This is a genomic window from Streptomyces sp. NPDC001828 (assembly GCF_042892175.1).
In the GTDB taxonomy this organism is placed as follows: Bacteria; Actinomycetota; Actinomycetes; order Streptomycetales; family Streptomycetaceae; genus Streptomyces.
On sequence record NZ_JBIATV010000001.1, the window covers coordinates 952,238 to 974,590 of the forward strand.

The 22,353-nt window shown below is 71.9% G+C and carries 21 protein-coding genes, 1 pseudogene and 1 riboswitch; of the genes and pseudogenes, 14 read left to right on the forward strand and 8 right to left on the reverse strand.

Annotated features, from left to right (window positions below; all coding sequences use genetic code 11):
- Nucleotides 1–3: 3 nt before the first annotated feature.
- Complete coding sequence (locus ACFYZA_RS04410) at nucleotides 4–774, reverse strand: maleylpyruvate isomerase N-terminal domain-containing protein (protein WP_382596883.1); 771 nt, start codon at nucleotides 772–774, stop codon at nucleotides 4–6.
- Nucleotides 775–1,029: 255 nt separating this feature from the next.
- On the opposite strand from ACFYZA_RS04410, the gene ACFYZA_RS04415 reads away from it, so the two are divergent.
- The 3 genes from ACFYZA_RS04415 to ACFYZA_RS04425 all read left to right on the forward strand — a co-directional run bounded on the left by ACFYZA_RS04415 (nucleotide 1,030) and on the right by ACFYZA_RS04425 (nucleotide 3,598).
- Nucleotides 1,030–1,308, forward strand: coding sequence for a polyprenyl synthetase (locus ACFYZA_RS04415; RefSeq protein ID WP_388487091.1), 279 nt, complete (start codon nucleotides 1,030–1,032; stop codon nucleotides 1,306–1,308).
- Entirely contained in the window at nucleotides 1,301–2,353 is a 1,053-nt protein-coding gene (locus tag ACFYZA_RS04420; protein ID WP_388487093.1) for a polyprenyl synthetase family protein, read from the forward strand. Before ACFYZA_RS04415 ends, ACFYZA_RS04420 begins: the two co-directional genes overlap by 8 nt.
- 81 nt (nucleotides 2,354–2,434) lie before the next feature.
- On the forward strand, nucleotides 2,435–3,598 hold the full coding sequence (locus tag ACFYZA_RS04425; protein ID WP_388487095.1) for an oxygenase MpaB family protein: 1,164 nt from the start codon (nucleotides 2,435–2,437) through the stop codon (nucleotides 3,596–3,598).
- A 52-nt stretch (nucleotides 3,599–3,650) separates the two neighbouring features.
- On the opposite strand, the gene ACFYZA_RS04430 is transcribed toward ACFYZA_RS04425, so the two are convergent.
- Entirely contained in the window at nucleotides 3,651–4,616 is a 966-nt protein-coding gene (locus ACFYZA_RS04430; RefSeq protein ID WP_388487096.1) for an SMP-30/gluconolactonase/LRE family protein, read from the reverse strand.
- Nucleotides 4,613–4,804: a hypothetical protein gene (locus ACFYZA_RS04435; protein WP_388487099.1), complete on the reverse strand. Its 192-nt coding sequence runs from the start codon at nucleotides 4,802–4,804 to the stop codon at nucleotides 4,613–4,615. The genes ACFYZA_RS04430 and ACFYZA_RS04435 overlap by 4 nt, the downstream gene beginning before the upstream one ends.
- A gap of 262 nt (nucleotides 4,805–5,066) precedes the next feature.
- Here ACFYZA_RS04435 and ACFYZA_RS04440 point away from each other — a divergent pair, with 262 nt between their 5' ends.
- Entirely contained in the window at nucleotides 5,067–5,924 is an 858-nt protein-coding gene (locus ACFYZA_RS04440; RefSeq protein ID WP_382596902.1) for a SigB/SigF/SigG family RNA polymerase sigma factor, read from the forward strand.
- Between the two features lie 254 nt (nucleotides 5,925–6,178).
- Here the strand turns inward: ACFYZA_RS04440 and ACFYZA_RS04445 are convergent, their stop codons facing one another.
- The gene (locus ACFYZA_RS04445) at nucleotides 6,179–6,340 is read right to left on the reverse strand and encodes a hydrophobic protein (RefSeq protein ID WP_382596896.1); all 162 of its coding nucleotides are present in this window, start codon (nucleotides 6,338–6,340) and stop codon (nucleotides 6,179–6,181) included.
- 238 nt (nucleotides 6,341–6,578) lie between these two features.
- Here ACFYZA_RS04445 and ACFYZA_RS04450 point away from each other — a divergent pair, with 238 nt between their 5' ends.
- Nucleotides 6,579–6,752: a CsbD family protein gene (locus ACFYZA_RS04450; RefSeq protein ID WP_100573672.1), complete on the forward strand. Its 174-nt coding sequence runs from the start codon at nucleotides 6,579–6,581 to the stop codon at nucleotides 6,750–6,752.
- Between the two features lie 267 nt (nucleotides 6,753–7,019).
- Entirely contained in the window at nucleotides 7,020–7,475 is a 456-nt protein-coding gene (locus ACFYZA_RS04455) for a GNAT family N-acetyltransferase (RefSeq protein ID WP_388487101.1), read from the forward strand.
- A gap of 60 nt (nucleotides 7,476–7,535) precedes the next feature.
- Here the strand turns inward: ACFYZA_RS04455 and ACFYZA_RS04460 are convergent, their stop codons facing one another.
- Both ACFYZA_RS04460 and ACFYZA_RS04465 read right to left on the reverse strand, forming a co-directional pair.
- The gene (locus ACFYZA_RS04460; protein WP_388487104.1) at nucleotides 7,536–7,724 is read right to left on the reverse strand and encodes a hypothetical protein; all 189 of its coding nucleotides are present in this window, start codon (nucleotides 7,722–7,724) and stop codon (nucleotides 7,536–7,538) included.
- A 137-nt stretch (nucleotides 7,725–7,861) separates the two neighbouring features.
- Nucleotides 7,862–7,972, reverse strand: a pseudogene (locus tag ACFYZA_RS04465) (VOC family protein); the annotation flags it as partial.
- 545 nt (nucleotides 7,973–8,517) lie between these two features.
- Here ACFYZA_RS04465 and ACFYZA_RS04470 point away from each other — a divergent pair.
- Both ACFYZA_RS04470 and ACFYZA_RS04475 read left to right on the forward strand, forming a co-directional pair.
- The gene (locus ACFYZA_RS04470; protein WP_388487107.1) at nucleotides 8,518–10,455 is read left to right on the forward strand and encodes a hypothetical protein; all 1,938 of its coding nucleotides are present in this window, start codon (nucleotides 8,518–8,520) and stop codon (nucleotides 10,453–10,455) included.
- A 164-nt stretch (nucleotides 10,456–10,619) separates the two neighbouring features.
- The gene (locus ACFYZA_RS04475; RefSeq protein WP_388487110.1) at nucleotides 10,620–11,489 is read left to right on the forward strand and encodes an MBL fold metallo-hydrolase; all 870 of its coding nucleotides are present in this window, start codon (nucleotides 10,620–10,622) and stop codon (nucleotides 11,487–11,489) included.
- 109 nt (nucleotides 11,490–11,598) lie between these two features.
- Here ACFYZA_RS04475 and aceB read toward each other — a convergent pair whose 3' ends face one another.
- The gene (gene aceB, locus ACFYZA_RS04480) at nucleotides 11,599–13,275 is read right to left on the reverse strand and encodes a malate synthase A (RefSeq protein WP_388487112.1); all 1,677 of its coding nucleotides are present in this window, start codon (nucleotides 13,273–13,275) and stop codon (nucleotides 11,599–11,601) included.
- A 123-nt stretch (nucleotides 13,276–13,398) separates the two neighbouring features.
- On the reverse strand, nucleotides 13,399–14,688 hold the full coding sequence (aceA, locus tag ACFYZA_RS04485) for an isocitrate lyase (RefSeq protein WP_382600474.1): 1,290 nt from the start codon (nucleotides 14,686–14,688) through the stop codon (nucleotides 13,399–13,401).
- 376 nt (nucleotides 14,689–15,064) lie between these two features.
- Here aceA and ACFYZA_RS04490 point away from each other — a divergent pair, with 376 nt between their 5' ends.
- The 6 genes from ACFYZA_RS04490 to ACFYZA_RS04515 all read left to right on the forward strand — a co-directional run bounded on the left by ACFYZA_RS04490 (nucleotide 15,065) and on the right by ACFYZA_RS04515 (nucleotide 22,343).
- The gene (locus tag ACFYZA_RS04490) at nucleotides 15,065–16,483 is read left to right on the forward strand and encodes a short-chain fatty acyl-CoA regulator family protein (RefSeq protein ID WP_388487990.1); all 1,419 of its coding nucleotides are present in this window, start codon (nucleotides 15,065–15,067) and stop codon (nucleotides 16,481–16,483) included.
- A 26-nt stretch (nucleotides 16,484–16,509) separates the two neighbouring features.
- Nucleotides 16,510–16,695, forward strand: a riboswitch (cobalamin riboswitch).
- 223 nt (nucleotides 16,696–16,918) lie between these two features.
- Entirely contained in the window at nucleotides 16,919–18,418 is a 1,500-nt protein-coding gene (locus tag ACFYZA_RS04495; protein WP_388487115.1) for a CoA-acylating methylmalonate-semialdehyde dehydrogenase, read from the forward strand.
- A gap of 4 nt (nucleotides 18,419–18,422) precedes the next feature.
- A complete protein-coding gene (locus tag ACFYZA_RS04500) occupies nucleotides 18,423–19,571 on the forward strand; it encodes an acyl-CoA dehydrogenase family protein (protein WP_388487117.1) in 1,149 nt (382 codons plus the stop codon).
- On the forward strand, nucleotides 19,568–20,644 hold the full coding sequence (locus ACFYZA_RS04505) for an enoyl-CoA hydratase/isomerase family protein (protein WP_388487119.1): 1,077 nt from the start codon (nucleotides 19,568–19,570) through the stop codon (nucleotides 20,642–20,644). Before ACFYZA_RS04500 ends, ACFYZA_RS04505 begins: the two co-directional genes overlap by 4 nt.
- Complete coding sequence (gene mmsB, locus ACFYZA_RS04510; RefSeq protein ID WP_388487121.1) at nucleotides 20,641–21,564, forward strand: 3-hydroxyisobutyrate dehydrogenase; 924 nt, start codon at nucleotides 20,641–20,643, stop codon at nucleotides 21,562–21,564. The genes ACFYZA_RS04505 and mmsB overlap by 4 nt, the downstream gene beginning before the upstream one ends.
- Nucleotides 21,561–22,343: an enoyl-CoA hydratase gene (locus ACFYZA_RS04515; protein WP_382600484.1), complete on the forward strand. Its 783-nt coding sequence runs from the start codon at nucleotides 21,561–21,563 to the stop codon at nucleotides 22,341–22,343. Before mmsB ends, ACFYZA_RS04515 begins: the two co-directional genes overlap by 4 nt.
- Nucleotides 22,344–22,353: the final 10 nt, after the last annotated feature.

Here is a 22,353-nt window from a genome sequence, read left to right on the forward strand (position 1 = left end):
ACCTCAGTAGCCGCTCAGCAGCGTCCGGACCCGACGCAAGTGCTCCGGGCCGGCGGAGCTGCGCCAGCGCGAGGGGTCGGCCGGACGCCGCCCCCACAGCAGCAGGACACGGGTGGCCGCGTCGCTCTCGATGGTGGCGGGGCCTTCGGGGGCCGCGAGGCGAATGCCGGTGCCCTCCGCGTCCGCCGTCACGACGACATCGTCGGTGCCGGGCGTACGCAGACGCCCCTCGACGCTCCCGTCGGGACCCAGATCGAGACCGGTGCTGCCTCTGGCCAGCAGCGGGCGTCCGACGGACACCACGCTGTGTTCCGTCATCCAGGGCTCACCGAGGGCCAACGCCGCCGTCCGGTCGTCGCCGCTGAGGTCCCAGCGGTGCAGGATCAGCTCCTCCCGCATGTGTTCCGCGAAGAACGGCACCGACACGGACCGGCCCGTCCACATCACCTCGGTGTCCGGCGAAAGGTCCCGTTCGGCGGCCGCGGCGATCTCGGCCAGACGCTCGCAGCGGCTCATGAACGCCGTCCAGAGATCGGAGTCGGACAGCCGCCGGTACGGCTCTTCCCGGTCGAACCCGCGGGTCTCCACCGGGGAGCCCGCGAGGAACGCCTCGAGCACCCGGGCCAGTTCCTCGGCGGTGCCCGTCTGGTGGGCGAGTACGTCGCGTACCGTCCACGCCTCGCACCAGGTGCCGTCGTCGGGCCGCCGGGCCCGTACCTCGTGGAGGAAGGCTGCCAGTTCGGGCAGCTTGTCATCGACGTGAGAGGGGATCACGTGCCACGGGTATCCCGGTCGGGTGCCCCGCCAAACCACTGCGGCCGAACGGCGCCCGGTCGGGCGACCGCCCGGCGCGACCGCCGGACACCGGCGCCCCTGGGCTGCGGCGACGGCAGCCGGTGCGCACGGACGAGCGATCCCATCACCCGATCGTGAGTTCTCGCGGCCCGGACCCCGGTGCGACCCGATTCTGGGAGGGGTGGCATATGACGGGCGCCGTCCGGCTGTGCCGAGGGTGAGGGGATGCGTGCCATGACAGGGGAACCGGGCCGACGCGGAGGCTTGGACGAGCAGGCGGTCTTACTGGCGGCGGGACTCGCCGATCTGGCGGTGAGCACGCTGGGCTCGGCCGTCGGGGTCGCGCGGGGGTTGCTGCGCCGCTCGGACGCGGCCGAGCTGGCGGCGGACGCCGAGCACGATCTGGTGGCGCGCGGCCGCCTGGTGATGGACCGGTACGCGGCCGTCCCGCCGGCCCACCTGGAGGTTCTCGCCCGGCACGCCCGGGCCCGACGGGCCGGCGACGATGTCTGACCGGTGGGAGCCGGTCGCGTTCAAGGCCCGGGTCGACGAGGTGCTGCACTGTTTCGTGGCCGATGAGGCCGACCAGCTGGCGGCCGTCGATCCTCTTCTCGGCCCGGTCGCGGCCCAGTTGGAGGCCGCGGTCGCCGACGGCAAGCGGCTGCGATCGGCGTTCTGTTACTGGGGCTGGCGCGCGGTGGGACAGCCGGACAGTGACGCGCTGGTGCGCGCGGCGGCCTCGATGGAGCTGGTGCACGCCGCCGCGGTGGTGCACGACGACCTCATCGACGACAGCCCGCTGCGGCACGGCCGGCCCACGGCGCACATCGCGTTACGTGGTGCCGTGCGCCGTCGGCCGCGTGCCGTCGCCGCCGCGAGGTCCCTCGCCATGCTGGTGGGGGACCTCCTGATGTCCCTGGCGGGGCAGCTCTTCGCCACCAGCGGCCTGCCCGCCGCCTATCTGGCCCGGGCCCGCCCGCTGTGGTCGCTGCTCGCCCGGGAGCTGATCGCGGGCGAGTGCCTGGAGATCCTGCGCACCGGAACGCATCCGGACACCTCGGCGTCGCTGAAGGTCATCCGCTACAAGACCGCCAAGTACACCGTCGAACAGCCCCTGTTGATCGGCGCCGCCCTGGCCGGGGCCGGCGAGCGGCTGCGGCAGGGCTACTCCGCGTACGGACTTCCGCTGGGGGAGGCCTTCCAGCTGCGCGACGATCTGCTCGGCCTGTTCGGCGACCCGGAACGCACGGGCAAGGCCAACGCCGACGACGTGCGCGGCCACCGGCCCACCGCCCTGCTGGCCGAGACCTGGCGGCTGGCCGGAGAGGGCGAACGGGAGCGGCTCGGGTCGCTCCTCGGCCGCCGCGACCTGGACGAGGAAGGGCTGGCCGAGGTCCGCGCGGTGATGCGCCGGCTCAAGGCCCCCGACCGCATCGAGGCCATGATCGGCGAACGGGTCGAGGAGGCCCTCGCCGTGCTGCACACCCTGAACGCACCCGCGCCCGCCACCGCCGCCCTGACCGTGCTGGCGCGCTCCGCCGCGATCCGTCTGTCCTGACCCCGTACAGCCGGGCCGTGCCGCCTCCGGCGGCGGAGCCCGCGCGTCGCCGACGACCCGTGAAGGACGAGGAGACCTGTCATGACCTACACCGAGGCATCGATGGACGCCCTGCGGCAGGCCGGTGACGAACTCGCCGACGCCACCGTGGCCACGCTCTTCGAGCGGGGCGAGGTGGGCAAGTTCAACACCCTGATGCGGTACGTCTCCACCGTCGGCGCCCCCTTGCCGGAGGGGCTGCCCGACGTTGCCCGGGAATACCTCCAGGTCTCCAGCGCGCCGCCGGCCTGGGTGGACTGGGGCGAGATGGAGCGGGCCCGGCTCTTCTTCATCGACAACAACGTGCACATCTCCACCGCACTGTCCTTCGCCTCCATGCCGGCGTGCTACGTCGTCCCGCACGTGGCGAAACTCCTTTCGGCCACGCACGGCCTCAAGTACCCCTCCAAACGGATGGCGGAGACCGGACAGTTCACCGTCTATCTGATGCAGCCCGACGCCTTCGAGGCGGGCAGCCGCTTCATTCCCGCCGCCCAGAAGGTCCGCCTCCTGCACGCCTCCATCCGCCACCACCTCCAGCGGGAGAACCGCTGGGACACCGGGACGCTCGGCACTCCGATCTGCCAGGAGGACATGATCGGCGGGCAGATGTTCTTCTCCATGCTCGTCCTGGACAGTCTGCACCGCCTCGGCATCCACATGTCCACGGAAGGAGCCGAGGCGTACTACTACGCCTGGCGCGTGGTCGGCGCGATGCTCGGCATCGACCAGGAGGCCGTCCCCAAGTCCCTTGAGGAAGCGCGACAGTTCCTCGACCTGTACATGGTCCGGCACATGGCGCCGTCCGACGAGGGCGCCCATCTGACCCGGCAGCTCATCGACCTCTACGAGGAGATCGTGCCCGGCACCTTCTTCGACCCGATCGTCTCCGCGCTCATCCGCCACCTCGTCGGCGACACCTGCGCCGACTGGCTCCAGGTGCCGCGCACCCGCTGGGACACCGTCGTCAAGGCGGTGCCGCACCTCCTCGGCGTACTGGAGACGATCGAGGACCGTTCCCCTCTCGGTGCCTGGGCGCTCGACCGCCTCGGCCACCTCACCGCCGTCCTCGAACTGTCCTCCCTCACCCGGGGCCGGGTCATGCACTACGCCATCCCGGAACAGCTCAAGAAGGACTTCGGCGTCGACGGCACGGTCTCGCGCACCCACCGGTGGACGCCGCCGCCCGCCACGGTCGCCCCCTGACCTGCTGGCCCGTTTCCGAGGGCAGCCGGGCGGGGCGGGGTCCGCCCCGGCTCTACCGGACGTCGCACCAGGCGACCGCGTCCTCCACCAGGCTGCCAAGGACCAGCCGCCCGTCGCGCTCGGCCACGCCCGTTGCCATGCGGAACTGCCGTCCCGTGTCCGCGAGTTGACGCAGCAACCGGCCTTGGAGGTCCAGCTCCACCACGCCGGCGGCGTGCGCGGGCAGGGGCGGCAGGAGCCGGAGCGCGGCCGCCGCCGCCCGGCGCACCGGCGAAGGGGTCCGGTGCAGCCAGTCCAGGGGCGGGGTGCGCGGCCCGGCGAGCGCGACCCAGAACCCGCCGCCAGGACTGCGGGACATGTTGTCGGGGAAGCCCGGCAGGTCCTGCGCGAACGTGTCGTGCCGGCCCGCCGCGGCGCCGGTCAGCCACCACCGGGTGAGCCTGCGCGCTCCCGTCTCGGCCACTACGAGGAACGACTCGTCGGGCGCGAGCGCCACCCCGTTCGCGAACTGGAGCCCGTCAAGCAGCACTTCGGGCTCGCCGCCCGGAATCAGGCGTACGAGCAGGCCCGTGGGCCGGTGTTCCACGATGTCGCTCGGCCAGTCGGCGAGCCCGTAACGACGGCTGGACACCGTGAAGTAGACGGTCCCGTCCGAGGCGGCCGCCGCGTTGCTGCAGAACCGCAGCGGTTGCCCGGCGACTGAGTCGGCGAGCACATCGGGCCCGGGCACGCCGTCGGGATCGAGCCGGAGCAGGCCCCGTTGCGCGTCACACACCAACAGCCGCCCGTCCGCCAGGACTTCGAGCCCCAGCGGGCGTCCGCCGGTGCGTCCCACCTCGGCCACCGAGGCGCGTTCGCCCGGGCGCCCGGGCAGCTCCATCCGCAGGACGCGGCCGTCGCCCACCCCGGCAAGCACCCGGCCGTCGTGGTCGAAGACGACGTCCTCGGGGCCGGTCGCGTCGAGGTCGACGCGGTGCAGCCGGGGCAACGGGTCCGGGGCCGGGCGTCGGCGGCTCATGCGTCGCGCCGGCCCGCGCGGGCCCGAAGGCAGCGCTTCGCCTCATCCGCGCGCGGCGGGGCGACATCCGTGCGGGGCGAACAGGCGGCGCCGCCCATGATCGAGAGCGGAAGGTCGGGCCCCTTGCGCCGAGGGACCCGGGTACGGGCCGGCAGGTCGGCGAGGACGGATGCGGTCTGGGTCTGCATGGCGGCCCTTCTCGTCGCGGACAGGTGACAGGTGACGGGCTTCGCGGCCGGGGCCCCGTGTGCGAGCCACTCGCAAGAGTGACCGCTCCCGTCCGCCGAAAACCCCCGTGGGGAGGCGGCGGGGAGGGTGGGGGCGAGACGCCGGAAACTGATTCGACATCGCGACGAATGGATCGGTGAGATCGGGGCAGACGCGGGACGAATGTTATTTGTACGGGGGACGAGGAGGGGAGTGGCTGTGACTGCCGTAGCGACTGCGACGATGAGGACCGCCGAGCCGGAGACCGGACACGAGGTACAGGTGCTTCCGGTGATCGTGGACCCGGCGCGCGTGGCGCCTCGCGATGCGCGGGCGCTGTCCCGGCAGTTCTTCGAGCGCCTCGCGGTGCTGGAGGAGGGCACGGCCGACTACCAGTACGCGCGGAACACCCTGATCGAGATGAACATGTCGCTCGTGCGGTTCGCCGCCCGTCGCTTCCGCAATTTCGCGGACGAGATGGAGGACGTGGTCCAGGTCGGCATGATCGGTCTGATCAAGGCGATCGACCGGTTCGAACTGTCCCGTGAGACCGAGTTCGCGACGTTCGCGGTGCCCTACATCGTCGGCGAGATGAAGCGCTTCTTCCGCGACACCACCTGGGCCGTCCATGTGCCGCGCCGCCTTCAGGAGCGTCGCAGCGAGCTGGCACGGGCCCGCGAGGAGCTCGAGAGCCGCCTGGACCGCTCGCCCACGGTCAAGGAACTGGCCGCTCTGATGGACCTGAGCGAGGACGAGGTCGTCGAGGCGCAGATGGCCGCCAACGGCTACAACTCCGCTTCCCTGGACGCCGCGCTCTCCGGTGACGAGGAGAACGGCGAGGCGGCCCTCGCGGACTTCATCGGCGCCGAGGACCCCGCGATGGACCTGGTCGAGAACTTCCAGACCCTCGCCCCGCTGATGGCCGAACTCTCCGACCGCGAGCGTCTGTTGCTGCAGCTGCGCTTCGGCGAGGAGCTCACGCAGAGCCAGATCGGCGAAGAGCTGGGCGTTTCCCAGATGCAGGTCTCCCGACTCCTGTCGCGTACCGTCGCCAAGCTCCGCGCGGGAATGTTCGAGACCGCCACTTCTGCCACTGCCTGAAAATGCCTGGCATTGACTGAATGAGGGAAAAGCGGCCGGGTTCGGGCTTGCCATGGAGGTGCTCCACCTCTGGGCTCGCAGGCGCGAACCCGTCCATGAATGGCCTCTCTTCGGCTCTTCTTCCTTCAAGTTGTTTTCAGCGCATTTCTTTCTCGACGTCGGCGGCCTTGCCATTTGATGGTGGCTACCGCAGACGAGAGGGGCCGGACCCTTTGACGGGTCCGGCCCCTCTCGTCTGTCGTCGCGTTACTCGCCTACCAGCGGTACCAGCGGGCGCTTCCGCCTCGCGGGCGGGCGACGAAGCCGACGAGCCAGAGCACCAGGACCACGATGGCGACCCACCAGAGAATCTTGAGAGCGAACCCCGCGCCGAAAAGGATCAGGGCGAGCAGCAGCACGAGAAGAAGGGGAACCATGGCTATCAACCTCCAGTCCGCCGTGTGCCCGATAGGCACCCGTCACATACTCGAATCGGCTTGATACGTATTCCCCGGTTCGGGTTCCCGAATCCCGGGCCCGATCGAATCCCCGACGTCATCCCGTACGCTTGAGGAAGGCGGCGGACATTCTTCTGGCTCCTGCGGTTTGGATCGGCCGAATGCGGCGAGGAGTACTGCTGTCGTAGTTTGGCGTCGATGTGTGGGAGTGGTCGTTGTGTCCGGTGAGGAAAAGGGCAAGTCGAAGGTCGAGCAGGCCAAGGGCAAGGTCAAGGAGGCCGCCGGCCGTGCCGTCGGCAACGAGCGCCTCGAGGCCGAGGGCCGCGGCGAGCAGGCCAAGGGTGACGCCCGCCAGGCCAAGGAAAAGATCAAGGACGTCTTCAAGCACTGACCGATTCGGTCAGTGCGCGGGGGCGGGGCCGACCGGTTGATCCGGTCGGCCCCGCCCCCGTTTCCATGTCAATGGCGGCACCCTGGACAGAAGCACTGGTGGGACAGGCGCCCGACGTCGGCGGCCCGTAGCCGCTACACCGCCTTGTCCGGGCTCGGCGGACGCGTCGAAGTCCTGGCAGTCCGTTTCCCGGCCGCGTACGGTCGGCGCAGCGCCAGAGCCAAGCGGCCCCTGCGCCCCCACGTGACCTGGAAGAGGACGAACAAGGTGAAGATCGCGGTGGACGACCTCTCCGGCTCCGATGTCGCCGGGTTCCTCGATGAACACGTCAGGCAGATGCAGTCCATCACGCCTCCGGAGAGCAAACACGCCCTCGATCTTGATGCCCTTCGCCGGCCCGGGATCACCTTCTGGGCGGCGCGGGACGGGGGCATCCTGCTCGCCTGCGCCGCGATCAAGAGGCTCGACGCGGCGCACGCCGAGCTGAAGTCGATGCGTACCGCCCCGGCGCGCGAGAGGAGCGGCATCGCCTCCCGGATGCTGGAGCACGTCATCGCCGAGGCCAGGCGCATGGGTTTCACGCGGCTGAGCCTGGAGACGGGCAGCGCCGATTTCTTCCTGCCCGCGCGAAGGCTCTACGAGAAGTTCGGGTTCGCCCCGTGCGGGCCGTTCGCCGATTACCGGCCGGACCGGAACAGTACGTTCATGACCAGGAGCCTCTAGCGGGTGCCGGGCCCCGGATCTCGGCGGCGAACACCCGTGACCGCCGTCCGGTCCTGGACGTCAGGCGGGCTCGACAGCTTGCATGAGGCGCTGGAAGGCCGTCATGCAGGGCAGGCAGTGGTGGTCGGTCTGGGTGTTCTCGTCCGGGTCCAGGGGCTGGCCGCACAAGGTGGCGCGCTGGTCGTGGGCGACGACGTGCCACACCCGGCGGGTGCCGGTGACGGCCGTGCCGACGTGCATTTCGTACATGGGGTCCTCCTACAGGGGAGAGCACTCCACACCAACACCCCTGGGGGGCCCACGCCCGTCCAGGACGCTATTCGGGTGAATCCGGCGCGGACGCGATTGGGGGCGCGGGGGCCGGTCGACGGTGCCGTGGCGGGCCCTCATTCGCAGTGGAACCCGATGTTGATCACGTTGCCGTCCGGGGCCCGCACGAAGAAGCGGCGGAAGCCCCACGGCTCCGTGGTCAGCGGGTGCACGATCTCGTACCCGAGCTCCCGCGCCTTCGCCTAGGCCGCCTCCCCGCTCGAAGGAGGGCCGGACGGCGTCGGGTGTGGCCCCGCAGCCGGTACAGCCGCTCGCGCCGATCATCGGGTTCGCCGCCGGCCCGTTCTGGCTCTCGATGATCCCCTGCCCGGCGGGGCGGGGGAGCGGCGCTCCACCGTGTCGGAGGTGCCCAATTCCGCGCATGGCCGTCAGAACAACACCGTGCACCACCGGTTGAAGCTGGCCTCGGTCCCGGTCGGGCCGCGCCGCGCACGCGGATCCCCGGGCGGTGGGCCCTCGTCGCGCGGCGCGTCGGCGTCGGCGTCCCTCGTCGGTGCGGGCCGACGCCGCGCCACGCGCGGGCCGTTGATCGGATGAGCGCACTCTTCCATGGAAGGGCGAACGAGGGAGCGCCCCCGGAGGATGCGGGGGCGCGAAGGGCGCTTTGGATGCGGGCGTGCGCCTGCAAGAGGCGCTCGCGGTGTGACTGTCATCCGATTCGCTCGTTTGAAGGGCATCGTCCCAACGTCCGCCCCGGAGAAGGTGCCCCACCATGCCAGCCCCTCAACGCGAGCGTCATCCCCGTCCTGCCGGTCCGGTGCCCGCGCTCGGCCAGGCGGAGGCGACGCTGGTCGAGCACTACCCCCGGCTCGTCCGGCTGGCCTACCTCATCCTCCCGCCCCGGCTCGGCCGCCATCGGCGCGTGCTCGCCGCGCACGGCGTGGTACAGAACGCGCTGCCCGCCAGGCCCGGGCCGATCAAGAAGGGCCGGGTGCCCGCACCACGGGGGGACAGGGCTCCGGCCCTCGGCTGGATCGTGCGGCGCGTGGTCGGCGCCGCGCTGTCGTACGAGCACGGAGCCGCCCGCTGGCGCAGGGCCGTGCGGCCGGCGCTGCCCACCGTGTGGGGGCTGAGGCTGTCGCCCCGCATCGGCGGCGCGGACGAGCTGGCCCTGGAGCAGCAGCTGGCGACCGTACCCGCCGAGGTGCGGGCGGCCTTCGTGCTGCAGCACCTGGAGGGCTACGCCCCGGACGCCGCGGCCGAGCTCCTGGAAGCGGCCGGAATCCCGGAGCCGGAGGCCGCGTTGAGCGCAGCCGAGCGGCTCGGCCCGCAGGACGGGACGCAGGCGGGGCTGCTGCTCGACTCCGTCGAGTTCGACCCGTGCACGGTGCAGGCCCGGCCCACGGACCTGCTGCGTCGTCGCCACTGGCGGCGTTGGGGGCTCACGGCTGCCCTCCTGGTCGCGGTCATGCTGACCGTGGGCCAGAGTGCCAAGGACCCGGCGTCCCGGGATCTGACCGACCGCGCCGCCGTCGCAGTCGCCATGGTCGATCCGGCATCCCTGGTGCGCGCTCCCGCCGCGGCCTGGCAGTCGAGCTCGCGCATCGACTTCACCGTCTGGCCCGCACGCGGCAGCCTCACCGGCGACCGCGCGCTGCTGGGCCGCGCGCTGCGCGCCTGGGCGCGCCCGGGCCCCGCCGTCCGTGTCTCGGCCGCGCCCAGGACCGGGACCGGCCCCACGTCAGCCGCGCCTCAACTCCTGTACGCGGGACGGGTGGACGACGCCGACGTGGTCCTCCTGTACGACGGCGAGCGGGTCGTGCGCTATGCGGAGACAGCCGGGCAGCCGGCCGAACTGGCCTTCTCCCGCGCCGACAACGCGGACGTCACCACGGCGGCCGCCGTCGTCCTCACCCGGACCGAGAGCCGGATCCGCTTCCTGTTCGCCCCCTGGGTCGCCGAGACGACCACGCGCGACCTGCTGGCACCCGACAGCCCGGCCCGCCCCCTGCCGGTCGCCGACGACGGGGTCAGCGACGCGGTGCCGCGTCCCGGCCTCACCGGTCCCTGCTCCAACTGGCCCGCCCTGCAACTGCGTTCCTCCGAGCGCATCGCCGAGAAGCACGCCTTTCTGCTCACCGACCTCGGCGGCCTGTCGCCGGTCCACCTCACCTACACCCCGCCGCCGGGCAGCGGCGCCCCGGCCCGCCAGCCCCGCGAAGCGACGAGCGCGGCAGCCCTGGTGAGCTGGTCGCACACGGCCTGTACGTTGCGGTCCACGGCAGGGGACGGCGTACGGGCGGTGAACAACTGGGTGTTCGCGGAACAGCAACTGCCGGAGGGCGCGGGCCAAGCGGAGTGGCTGTGCTCCAGGGCCGACACCTGGAACGGCCCGGGGCGGGCCACCGTGCGGTTCCAGCCGCCCGCGACGACACCACGGGAGCCCGGCACCCTGGTCGCCGACGCGCGCGACACCTCGTACTGCAGCCGTTTCAACCAGCACATCCTCGCCGCCGCCCACTGGAGCGCACCCTCGGGCACCCAGTACCTCCTGGCCGCCGGAAGCCGGGCCGTCACCCGGATCGCCGTGACGGGCCAGGTGCGCGCCGACGGCTCCGGAACGACGCTCGCCGTGAAGGCGGCAGCGGGTCAGTCGGCCCAGCTCAGTGGGGTGCTCAGCACCGGAAGGACGCTCGGCGCCGTTCACTGAACGCGGCGCGCGGCCCGGCCGCTCAGTGGTCGGCCATGTGCGAGAGGGGCGGTCGGTGTGAATACTTGGCCGTTCGGTCACCGCAACCAGCCGCATCCGTAAGGGAGTTGGCAGACCGGTGACGGCCCTGGTTCAGCACGCCCCTCTGTCGAAGGAGCCCTGCCATGGACGACTGGTACGTGGACGACCGTTGCACCAACTGCGATGTCGCCCGCCAGTTCGCGCCCGAGCTGATCGGCGAGGTCGACGGCAAGTCGCGGATCCGGCGTCCCCCCAGCGACGCGGCGGAGACCCGGCGTCTGCACGCCGCCGTCTTCGCCTGCCCCACCCGCTCCATCCGCCGCAGGTCCGGGCGGGCGGACCAGTCCCTCGACCCGTTTCCGATGGAATTGGACGACGGGCTGTGGATCTGCGGGCACAACTCCCCACACACCGCCGCGGCCAACTCCTACCTCCTGCTGCGGCCTTCCGGCACGGCGATGATGATCGACACCCCGCGCTGGAGCGCCGAACTCGCCGAGCGCTACGCGGCGTTGAGCCCGGTGACCGACGTACTCCTGACGCACCGGGACCACGCCGCGCACGGCCGCCGGTACGCGGACCACTTCGGAGCCCGCCTGTGGATCCACGAGGGAGACCTCGACGCGGCCCCGGACGCCGACCGGGTGATCAGGGGCATCGACCCCGTGGAGATCGCCGAAGGGGTCACCGTCCACCCGCTGCCCGGCCACACCCGGGGGAGCGTGCTCTACCTCGCGGACAACCGGTACTGCTTCAGCGGTGACAGCTTCTACTGGTCACGCGCCGCCGGGGACCTGGCGGTGGCGGACAGCGTCACCTGGTACTCCATCGAGGAGCAGGCCGCCTCCCTGGCCAGGAACGCCGGGCGGCTCCGCTTCGAATGGGTACTGCCGGGCCACGGCGACCGCCACCGGCTGCCCGCCGCCGAGATGTCCAGGCGGCTGCGGGCGCTGACGGAACGCACCCTTCAACTGGAGCCCCGGCCGGTCGACTTCACCGCCGTTCGCTGGTGACGGCGGCTCGCGCGAGCGCGTGAAGGGCGTGGAACGGATCTCCCAATCCGTTCCACGCCCCTCTCCACAGCGGCCGCCGGCCCTCTGCCCGGCGGCCGACCCGGGCCCCTCAGCCCCGGTCGTCGGTGTGGACCCCGCGCGCGCCCGGCCGGCCGAGCGGGCCGGCCTCCACCATGTGCCGAAGCGGCGGCGGGGCGCAGCGGGGTTCCGGGTGGTGCACGAGGTGGCGGGAGTAGGCGTCGGTGGTGAAGAAGTCGGGCAACTCCCGCGCCAGCGCGGCCCGTTCGAAGAGTCCGCGTACGGCGTCGACCGTGGACCGGGGGTACTCCGTGCCCAGGGAGGCGAGTTCGGCCTTCATGAGCTTCAGCACCGCCGGGCGTTCGACCGCGCGGTGCCGCAGCCACTGCCAGATCTGCACGCGCGCGATCTCGGCCGTGGCGGCGTCCTCCACCAGCCCGTCGAGGGCGACGGCCCCCCGCCCGTGCAGCCAGGCCGCGAAGTAGCGCAGCGCGACCCCCACATTGGTCCGGACGCCCTCCGGGGTGGGCGGCGCGCTGGTGCGGCGCACGGAGACGAGCTGCGCGGCCGTCACCTCGACGTCGTCACGGGTGCGGTCGATCTGGTGCGGGCGGGCGCCGAGCACCCCGTCGAAGACCTCGCGGCAGACGGCTACGAGCGCCGGGTGAGCGACCCCGGAGCCGTCGAAGCCGTCCTCGGCCTCGCGTTCCTTGTCGAGCCGGACCTTGGCCAGTGTCGCCTGGCAGCCGTCGGCGTCCCCGCTCGGCACCTGCGCGGCCGTGCCGCCGATGGCGTGGGCGCCCCGCTTGTGGCAGGTACGCACCAGGAGTTCGGCGCAGGCCCGCATGAAGGGGGCCGTCATGGTGACCCTGGCCCGGTCCGGCAGCAGGAAGTCGGTGCGGTGGCCGAAGGTCTTGACGAGACTGAAGACGTAGTCCCAGTGCCCCGCGCTGAGCCCCGCGCTGTGCTCGCGCAGCTCGTAGAGGATCTCCTCCATGGCGACGGCCGCCGTGACCGTCTCGATCCGGACGGTGGCCCGGACCGTGCCACGGGGAATGCCGAGACGCTCCTGGGCGAAGACGAAGATGTCGTTCCACAGCCGTGCCTCGTCGCGGCCCTCCAGCTTCGGCAGGGAGAAGTACGGGCCGTGCCCGGCGTCGATCTGCCGCTGGGCACAGTGGAAGAAGTAGAGCCCGAAGTCGACGAGGGAGGCGGGTGCGGGGCGGCCGCCGAACTCCAGGTGCTCCTCGGTGAGATGCCAGCCACGGGGCCGTACGGCGATGGTGGCGATCCGTTCACCGAGCCGGTGGCGCTTGCCCTCTGGGGTGGTGAAGTCGATCCGCCGCTCGATCGCGTCGAGCAGCGTGAGCTGGCCGCCGATGATGTTGGCCCAGGTGGGGGCGGTGGCGTCCGCGAAGTCCGCCGTCCACACCCGCGCGCCCGAGTTGAGGGCGTCGACCGCCATGCCGCGCTCCGGGGGGCCGGTGATCTCCACCCGGCGGTCGGTCAGGCCGGGCGCGGGCGGCGCCACGCGCCAGGACGCGTCCGCACGGATGCCGGCCGTGGCGACGGAGAAGTCGAACGGTGAACCCGAGGCGAGGCGGGACGCCACCCGCTCGCGTTCCCTCAGGACGTGCCGGCGCCGGTCGCCGAACTCGTCCACGAGGAAGCCGAGGAACTCCAGGGCCCCGGGCGTGAGGATCTCGTCGTGCCGATGTCCCGGAGCGCCGAGCACCTGGGCACGGCTGGTCGGGGCGGAGAGGGTCATGCGGGTCTCCTCAGCGGGAGGGGCGGGGGCCGGACGGAGGCGGTCGTGCGGCCCCCGCCCTGGACACGGGGATGGCGGATCGGGCGGCGAGCGGGGCCCGGCCTTCCGGCCGGCGGGCGACCGCTAGTGGAACTGCTCCTCCTCGGTGGAGCCCGCCAGGGCCGTGGTGGAGGAGGCCGGGTTGATGGCCGTGGAGACCTGGTCGAAGTAGCCGGTGCCGACCTCGCGCTGGTGCTTCACGGCGGTGAAGCCGTGCTCCTGGGCGGCGAACTCCCGCTCCTGCAGGTCGACATACGCGGTCATGCCGTGCTCGGCGTAGCCGCGGGCCAGGTCGAACATGCCGTGGTTGAGGGAGTGGAAGCCGGCCAGGGTGATGAACTGGAAGCGGTAGCCCATGGAGGCGAGTTCGCGCTGGAACTTGGCTATCTGGTCGTCGTCCAGGGACGCCTTCCAGTTGAAGGAGGGCGAGCAGTTGTAGGCCAGCATCTGGCCCGGGTGCTCGGCGTGGACGGCCTCGGCGAACTCACGGGCCTGTGCCAGGTCGGGGGTGCCCGTCTCGACCCAGATGAGGTCCGCGTAGGGGGCGTAGGCGAGTCCACGGGCGATGACGGGTGCCATGCCGTTGCGCACCCGGTAGAAGCCCTCCGCCGTGCGCTCGCCGGTCACGAAAGGCGCGTCGCGTTCGTCCACGTCACTGGTGAGCAGGTTGGCAGCCAACGCGTCGGTGCGGGCGACGATCAGGGTGGGGACGTCGGCGATGTCGGCGGCGAGGCGCGCCGCGTTCAGGGTGCGGATGTGCTGGGAGGTGGGGACGAGGACCTTGCCGCCGAGGTGGCCGCACTTCTTCTCGGAGGCGAGCTGGTCCTCGTAGTGGATGCCGGCCGCCCCCGCCGTGATCATCGCCTTGGTCAGCTCGAACGCGTTGAGCGGTCCGCCGAAGCCGGCCTCGGCGTCGGCGACGATCGGGGCCAGCCAGTCGGTGGTGTCCGTGCCGCCCTCGGCGGTCGCGATCTGGTCGGCGCGCAGCAGGGCGTTGTTGATCCGACGCACCACCTGGGGCACGGAGTTGGCCGGGTAGAGGCTCTGGTCGGGGTAGGTGTGCCCGGCCTGGTTGGCGTCGGCGGCCACCTGCCAGCCGGACAGGTAGATCGCCTGGAGGCCGGCCTTCACCTGCTGGACGGCCTGCCCGCCGGTGAGCGCGCCCAGGGCGTGGATGTAGTCCCGCTCGTGCAGTTGGCGCCACAGCCGCTCGGCTCCCCGCCGGGCCAGCGTGGCCTCCTCGCGGACGCTGCCGGAGAGCCGCACCACGTCCTCGGCGCTGTAGGTGCGCTCGATCCCCTGCCACCGCGGATCGCTCGCCCACCGCCGCGCCAGCTCCGCGGCCGCCGCCGTCATCGTGTCTGCCTGTGCCATGACCGTCTCCCGGGAGTCGTAACCTGTGCGTCGTGAACTGTGCGAATGATCGGCACTGGGTGCCGTCGTGATGGTGGGGCTGCGGCCCGTCGGACCCCTGGCCGGCCATTCGAGCAATGGTGCAGAGCCGGGCGGAGACGCCGGGAGTGCCGACGTCAGGGCGTGAAGTCGCGCCCCGGATCCGCTCCGCCCGACGGAGTTCGGCGGGCCGCGATACGACTCTGGCATTGGCACTCAGTGCCAACAACCGTGGAAAGATGCCAAGTTCTGCGCATCTTCCGCCCGCACATTGCCAACTTTGCGAAGCCCGTACGAGGCACCCGGACGGCTACGATCGCGGGCAATGCCGACGATCGTGACCACACGGGAGCCACGGGTGAGCAAGACGTACGCGGGGGCGCGGCTGCGCCGGCTGCGGGAGGAACGGCGGATGAGCCAGGCCGACCTGGCCCGCACCCTCGCCATCTCCCCGAGCTATCTGAACCAGATGGAGCACGACTCCCGGCCCCTGACCGTGCCCGTGCTGCTGCGCCTGACCGAGGCCTTCGGCGTCGATCCGGGATTCTTCTCCGAGCGCGACACCAGCCGCCTGGTCGCCGATCTGCGGGACGCGCTCACCGGCGAGGTCTCCGTGGGCCGGGTGTCCGCGTCCGACCTCGCGGACCTCGCCGCGCGCATGCCCGCCGTGGCCTCGGTCCTGGTCGAACTGGGCCGTCGCAACCAGCACTTGACCGAGCGGCTCGCCGAGGTCGCGGAGGGGCGGGGGCTCGGCGCGGTGGCACAGCCGCGTTCCCCGCACGAGGAGATCCGCGAGTTCTTCTACCGGCGGCAGAACTACCTGCACGACATCGACCTCGCCGCCGAGGACCTGGCCGCCGAGACCGGCGTACGCCCCGGGGAAGTCCTGCGCGCGCTCTCCGCGCGCCTCGCCGAACGGCACGGCGTGCGGACCGCCGCGGACTCCGGCCGGCTCCTGCACCACTACGACCCCGGCGCCCGCGTCCTGCATCTCTCCAGCCGGCTGCGCCCGGGCCAGCAGGCGTTCCGGATGGCCACCCAACTCGCCCTGCTCGAACACGCGGAGGGAATCTCCGCCCTCGCCTCGGAGGACTTCGACCAGGACTCCGCCGCGTGGCCGCTCGCCCGGATCGGCATCGCGAACTACTTCGCCGCCGCGCTGATCCTGCCCTACCGCCGCTTCCACGCGGCCGCCGAGGAATCCCGCTACGACATCGAGCGCCTGACCGACCACTTCGGACTCGGCTACGAGACGATCTGCCACCGCCTCAGCACGCTGCAACGCCCCCGGCTGCGCGGGGTGCCCTTCTCCTTCGTGCGGGTCGACCGGGCGGGCAACATGTCCAAGCGCCAGTCCGCCACCGCCTTCCACTTCTCACGGGCGGGCGGCACCTGCCCGCTGTGGAACGTGTACGAGGCGTTCGCCGCACCCGGCCGCATCCACGTCCAGGTGGCGGCCATGCCGGACGGCCGGCGCTATCTGTGGACCGCCCGGGCGGTCTCCCGCCACCGGGGCGGCTGGGGCGAGCCGGGCAAGACCTTCGCCATCGGGCTCGGCTGTGAACTCCGGCACGCCGCACGGCTGGTGTACTCCGACGGCCTCGACCTCGCCAGTACCTCCGCCGCCGTCCCCATCGGCATGGGCTGCCGCCTGTGCGAACGCACCGACTGCCCGCAGCGGGCCGTACCGCCGCTGGACCGGCGCCTCGCCGTCGACGAGAACAGCAGCACCTTCGTCCCCTACCCGGTGGCCGAAGAGAAGCCGGGCATCGGCTGACGGGCGGGGGTGGACTTACTAGGACGTCCAACTATATGTTCGTGGGTAAGCCCGCGGTGCAGGGAAGCCGGTGTGAATCCGGCGCGGTCCCGCCACTGTGACCGGGGAGTGTGTCGCCGAGCGGTACGCCACTGACGTGTGAGACGTCGGGAAGGCGGGCGATGTGCGCTGATCCGGGAGTCAGGATACCGGCCGTGGGGTGTTCCGTGTTGTCCACGAGGATGGAGAAGACACGCATGGCACCGGTACGTGACCACGGCCCTGGTGATCCGTCGGAGTTCCCGAAGCGCACGGCCCTGTCCGCGCGTTCGTGACTCGTCGAAGGCTTCGGTCCTTCGCTGTCCCGCGCCTTGCGGGCGCCGCGCACCCCGATCGGTGCCGTCCCGCCGGCAAGCCGCGCCCTCCTCGGATCCCACCTGACGAGAGCAGGTTTCCATGGTCCGTGAACTCACCCACTTCATCGGCGGAAAGCACACCACCGGAACCTCCGGCCGCCATGCCGACGTGTACGACCCCAACACCGGCGCGGTGCGGGCCAGGGTCCCCCTCGCCGGCCGCGCCGACACCGAGGCGGCCATCGCCAACGCCGAGGAGGCGCAGCGGGACTGGGGCGGGTGGAATCCGCAGCGACGGGCCCGCGTGCTGCTCCGCTTCCTCCAACTCGTCGAAGGAGAGCGGGAGTCGCTGGCCCGGCTGCTCTCGTCCGAACACGGCAAGACCGTCGCCGATGCCCACGGCGACATCCAACGCGGCCTGGAGGTCGTCGAGTTCGCGGCCGGGATTCCGCACCTGCTCAAGGGTGAGTTCACCGACAACGCCGGCTCCGGCATCGACGTGCACTCACTGCGCGGTCCGCTCGGGGTCGTCGCCGGCATCACCCCCTTCAACTTCCCCGCCATGATCCCGCTGTGGAAGGCCGCACCCGCACTCGCCTGCGGCAACGCCTTCGTCCTGAAGCCCTCCGAGCGTGCCCCGTCGGTACCGCTGCGCCTCGCCGAACTCTTCCTTGAGGCCGGGCTGCCGCCGGGTGTGCTCAACGTGGTCAACGGCGACAAGGAAGCGGTCGACACCCTCCTGGAGGACCCACGGGTCCAGGCGCTCGGCTTCGTCGGCTCGACCCCCGTCGCCGCGCACATCTACGCCACCGCCGCGGCCCACGGCAAGCGGGCCCAGTGCTTCGGCGGCGCCAAGAACCACATGATCGTGATGCCGGACGCCGACCTGGACCAAGCCGTGGACGCGCTGATCGGCGCGGGCTACGGCTCGGCGGGCGAGCGCTGCATGGCGATCTCGGTCGCCGTCCCCGTCGGCGAGGAGACCGCCGACGCCCTGGTCGCCCGGCTCAAGGAACGCATCGCCACCCTGCGCATCGGCCGCTCCGACGACCCGGACGCCGACTTCGGCCCCCTGGTCAGCCGCGACGCGCTGGACCGGGTCAACCGTTACGTCGGCATCGGCGCCACCGAAGGAGCCCAACTCGTAGTGGACGGGCGGGGGTTCACGCTGCCCGGGAGCGAGACCGGCTTCTTCGCCGGAGCCTCGCTCTTCGACCACGTACGGCCGAACATGCGGATCTACCGCGAGGAGATCTTCGGCCCGGTGCTGTGCGTCGTGCGGGCCGCCGACTACGAGGAGGCCCTGCGACTGCCCAGTGAGCACCCGTACGGCAACGGGGTCGCCATCTTCACCCGCGACGGAGACACCGCCCGCGACTTCACGCGCAGGGTCAACACCGGCATGGTCGGCGTGAACGTGCCCATCCCGGTCCCGGTGGCCTACCACACCTTCGGCGGCTGGAAGCGCTCCGGCTTCGGGGACCTGAACCAGCACGGCCCGGACGCCGTCCGCTTCTACACCCGCACCAAGACCGTCACCTCGCGCTGGCCCTCCGGGGTCAAGGAGGGCGCGAGCTTCACCATCCCGACGATGGGGTGACCCGGTGACCACGACCCTGCTCAGCAAGGACCAGCTCGCCCTGGCCGAAGTGACCCTCGACTTCGCCCAGGAGCAGCTCGCCCCGCACGCCATCGCGTGGGACCAGGACAAGCACTTCCCCGTCGACGTGCTGCGCCGCGCGGCCCGGCTCGGCCTCGCCGGCATCTACGTGCGGGAGGAGTCCGGCGGCTCCGGGCTCACCCGCGCCGACGGCGTGCTCGTCCTGGAGGTGCTCGCCACCGGCTGCCCCTCCATCGCCGGATACCTCTCCATCCACAACATGGTCGCCTGGATGATCGACCGGTACGGCGACCAGCACCAGCGCGACCGCTGGCTGCCCGGCCTCTGCTCCGCCGAGACCCTCGGCAGCTACTGCCTCACCGAACCCGGCGCGGGCTCGGACGCGGCGGCCCTGCGCACCCGCGCCGAGCGCGAAGGCGACCACTACGTCCTGACCGGAGTGAAGCAGTTCATCTCCGGGGCCGGGGCCTCCGACGTGTACATCGTCATGGCCCGCACCGGCGGCGACGGCCCCGGAGGCATCTCCGCGTTCGTCGTCGAACGCACAGACCCGGGGCTCTCCTTCGGCGCCGACGAGCGCAAGATGGGCTGGAACGCTCAGCCCACCCGCCAGGTCGTTCTCGATCAGGTGCGCGTCCCGGCGGAGCGGCGCCTGGGCGAGGAGGGGGAGGGCTTCCGCATCGCCATGAACGGCCTCAACGGCGGCCGCCTCGGCATCGCGGCCTGCTCGCTCGGCGGCGCCCAGAGCGCCCTGGACCGCAGCCTCGCCCATCTCGCCGACCGCCGGGCGTTCGGCGCCCGGCTGCTCGACGCGCAGGCGCTCCAGTTCCGCCTCGCCGACATGGCCACCGAACTCACCGCCGCCCGTGCCCTGGTCCGCACCGCGGCCCAGGCACTCGACGGAGGTGACCCGGGGGCCGCCCAGCTCTGCGCCATGGCCAAGCGCTTCGCCACCGACACCGGCTACACCGTGGCCGACCAGGCACTTCAGCTGCACGGCGGGTACGGATACTTGAGCGAGTACGGCATCGAGAAGATCGTGCGCGATCTCCGGGTGCACCAGATCCTGGAAGGAACCAACGAGATCATGCGCGTCATCGTCGCCCGAGGACTCACGGAGAACCTGCGATGAGCCCGGACGGACAGGACGAGGTCCTGCTGCACACCGAGGGCCACACCGGATACGTGACCCTCAACCGCCCCAAGGCGCTCAACGCGCTCAGCCACACCATGGTCCGCCGCGTCGACGAAGCGCTCGCCGCCTGGGAGGACGACCCCGCCGTCGAGACCGTCCTGATCCGTGGCGCCGGCGAGCGCGGCCTGTGCGCGGGCGGTGACATCCGTTCCATCTACGAGGACGCGCGCGCGGGCGGCAGCGCCTCGGCGGACTTCTGGCGCGACGAGTACCGCCTCAACGTCCGCATCGCCCGCTACCGCAAGCCGTATGTGGCCCTCATGGACGGCATCGTCATGGGCGGCGGCGTCGGCGTCTCGGCCCACGGCAGCGTCCGGATCGTCACCGAGCGCTCCCGCGTGGCTATGCCCGAGACCGGCATCGGCTTCGTCCCCGATGTCGGCGGGACCCATCTCCTCACCCGCGCACCGGGCAGGCTCGGCACCCACCTGGCCCTGACGGGAAACGCGGTGGGCGCCGCCGACGCCCTGCTGTGCGGCCTCGCCGACCACTTCGTTCCGGCGGCCCGGCTCGGCGCGCTGACGGCCGACCTCGCCCGGTCGCCCGTCACGGAGGTGCTCGTGCGGCACACGACCGAAGCCCCGCCCGGTGAACTGGCCGAGCGGCGCGAGTGGATCGACCACTGCTACGCGGCCGACACCGTCGAGGAGATCGTCGACCGGCTCCTGGCGAGCGGGGTGACCGCGGCCAAGGAGGCGGCGGACACCCTCGCCGCCAAGTCGCCCACCGCACTCAAGGTCACCCTCGCCGCCCTGCGGTCCGCCGAGCAACTCGGCACCCTGGAAAGGGTGTTGGAGCAGGAATACCGCGTCTCCTGCGCGGCCCTGTCCGCACCCGACCTGGCCGAGGGGATCCGTGCCCAGGTCATCGACAAGGACCGCACCCCCCACTGGGCACCCGCCACCCTGGCCGAGGTGACCGACGACGACGTGGCCCGCTTCTTCGCTCCGCTCGGCGAGCGCGAACTGCGCCTCGCCGGGCCCGACTCCCCCGAGGAGGTGCCCTGGTGAGCGCTGTCGTCGCCTTCGTCGGGCTCGGACACATGGGCGGCCCGATGGCCGCCAACCTGGCGGCCGCCGGGCACCGGGTGATCGGCTGCGACCTCGTCCCCGAGGCCCTGTCGGCGGCGGAGGCCGCCGGGGTCGAGGTGGCACGAGACGCTTCGGCCGCCGCCGCCGAGGCGGACGTCGTGATCACCATGCTGCCCGCCGGCCGCCATGTCCTCGCCTTGTACCAGGACGAGGGGCTCCTCGCGGCGGCCAGGCCCGGCACGCTGTTCGTGGACTGCTCCACCATCGACGTGGCCGACGCGCGCGCCGCCCACGAGGCCGCCGTCGCGGCCGGGCACCGCGCCCTGGACGCGCCGGTGTCGGGCGGTGTGACGGGCGCCGAGGCCGGCACGCTCACCTTCATGGCGGGCGGGGGAGAGGCGGAGTACGGACAGGCCGCGCCGCTGCTCGCCGTGATGGGCAAGAAGGCCGTGCACTGCGGCGGCCCGGGCGCCGGACAGGCGGCGAAGATCTGCAACAACATGATCCTCGGCGTCTCGATGATCGCGGTCAGCGAGGCGTTCGTCCTCGGGGAGAGCCTCGGCCTGTCCCACCAGGCGCTGTACGACGTGGCCTCCACCGCGTCCGGCCAGTGCTGGGCGCTCACCGCCAACTGCCCCGTCCCGGGCCCTGTTCCGGCCAGCCCCGCCAACCGCGAGTACCGGCCCGGCTTCGCCGCGCCCCTGATGGCCAAGGACCTCGGGCTCGCGGCCAACGCCCTGCGGGCCGGCGGCATCGACTCCGGACTCGGCCTGCGTGCGGCCGAGTTGTACGCGGCGTACGCCGAAGGCGCCGGAGCGGGCGAGGACTTCTCCGGCATCGTCCACGCCCTGCGCGACGCGGCGGCGGCAGCGAGGCACCAGAAAGAGGGAACCCGATGACCGACACGGCGTACGAGACCATCGTCGTCGAGCGCAAGGGGCGCACCGCCCTGCTCACGCTCGACCGGCCCAAGGCGCTCAACGCGCTCAACCTCCAGGTCATGACCGAGGTCGTCGCCGCCACCGAGGCACTGGACCGGGATCCGGACGTGGGCTGCATCGTCCTCACCGGCTCCGAGAAGGCCTTCGCGGCCGGTGCCGACATCAAGGAGATGCGGCCGCGAAGCTACCTGGACATGTATCTCAGCGACTGGTTCACCGCCTGGGACCGGCTCGGCCAGTTGCGTACGCCGACCGTCGCGGCGGTCGCGGGCTACGCCCTCGGCGGCGGCTGTGAACTGGCCATGCTGTGCGACATTCTGCTCGCCGCCGACACGGCCGTCTTCGGTCAGCCGGAGATCAGACTCGGGGTGATCCCGGGCATCGGCGGCTCCCAGCGGCTGACCCGCGCGGTGGGCAAGGCCAAGGCGATGGAACTCTGTCTGACCGGCCGCACGATGGACGCGTCCGAGGCCGAGCGCGCCGGTCTGGTCTCCCGGATCGTGCCCGCGTCCGACCTGGTCGCCGAGGCGCTCGCGGTAGCGGACACGGTGGCCGGGATGTCCTTGCCGGTCGCGATGATGGCGAAGGAATCCGTCAACCGGGCCTTCGAAACGACCCTCGCCGAAGGCGTCCGCTTCGAACGCCGCCTGTTCCACGCGGTGTTCGCCACCCAGGACCAGAAGGAGGGCATGACGGCCTTCATCGACAAGAGGCCACCGGAGTTCACCCACCGGTAGGAAGAGCGCG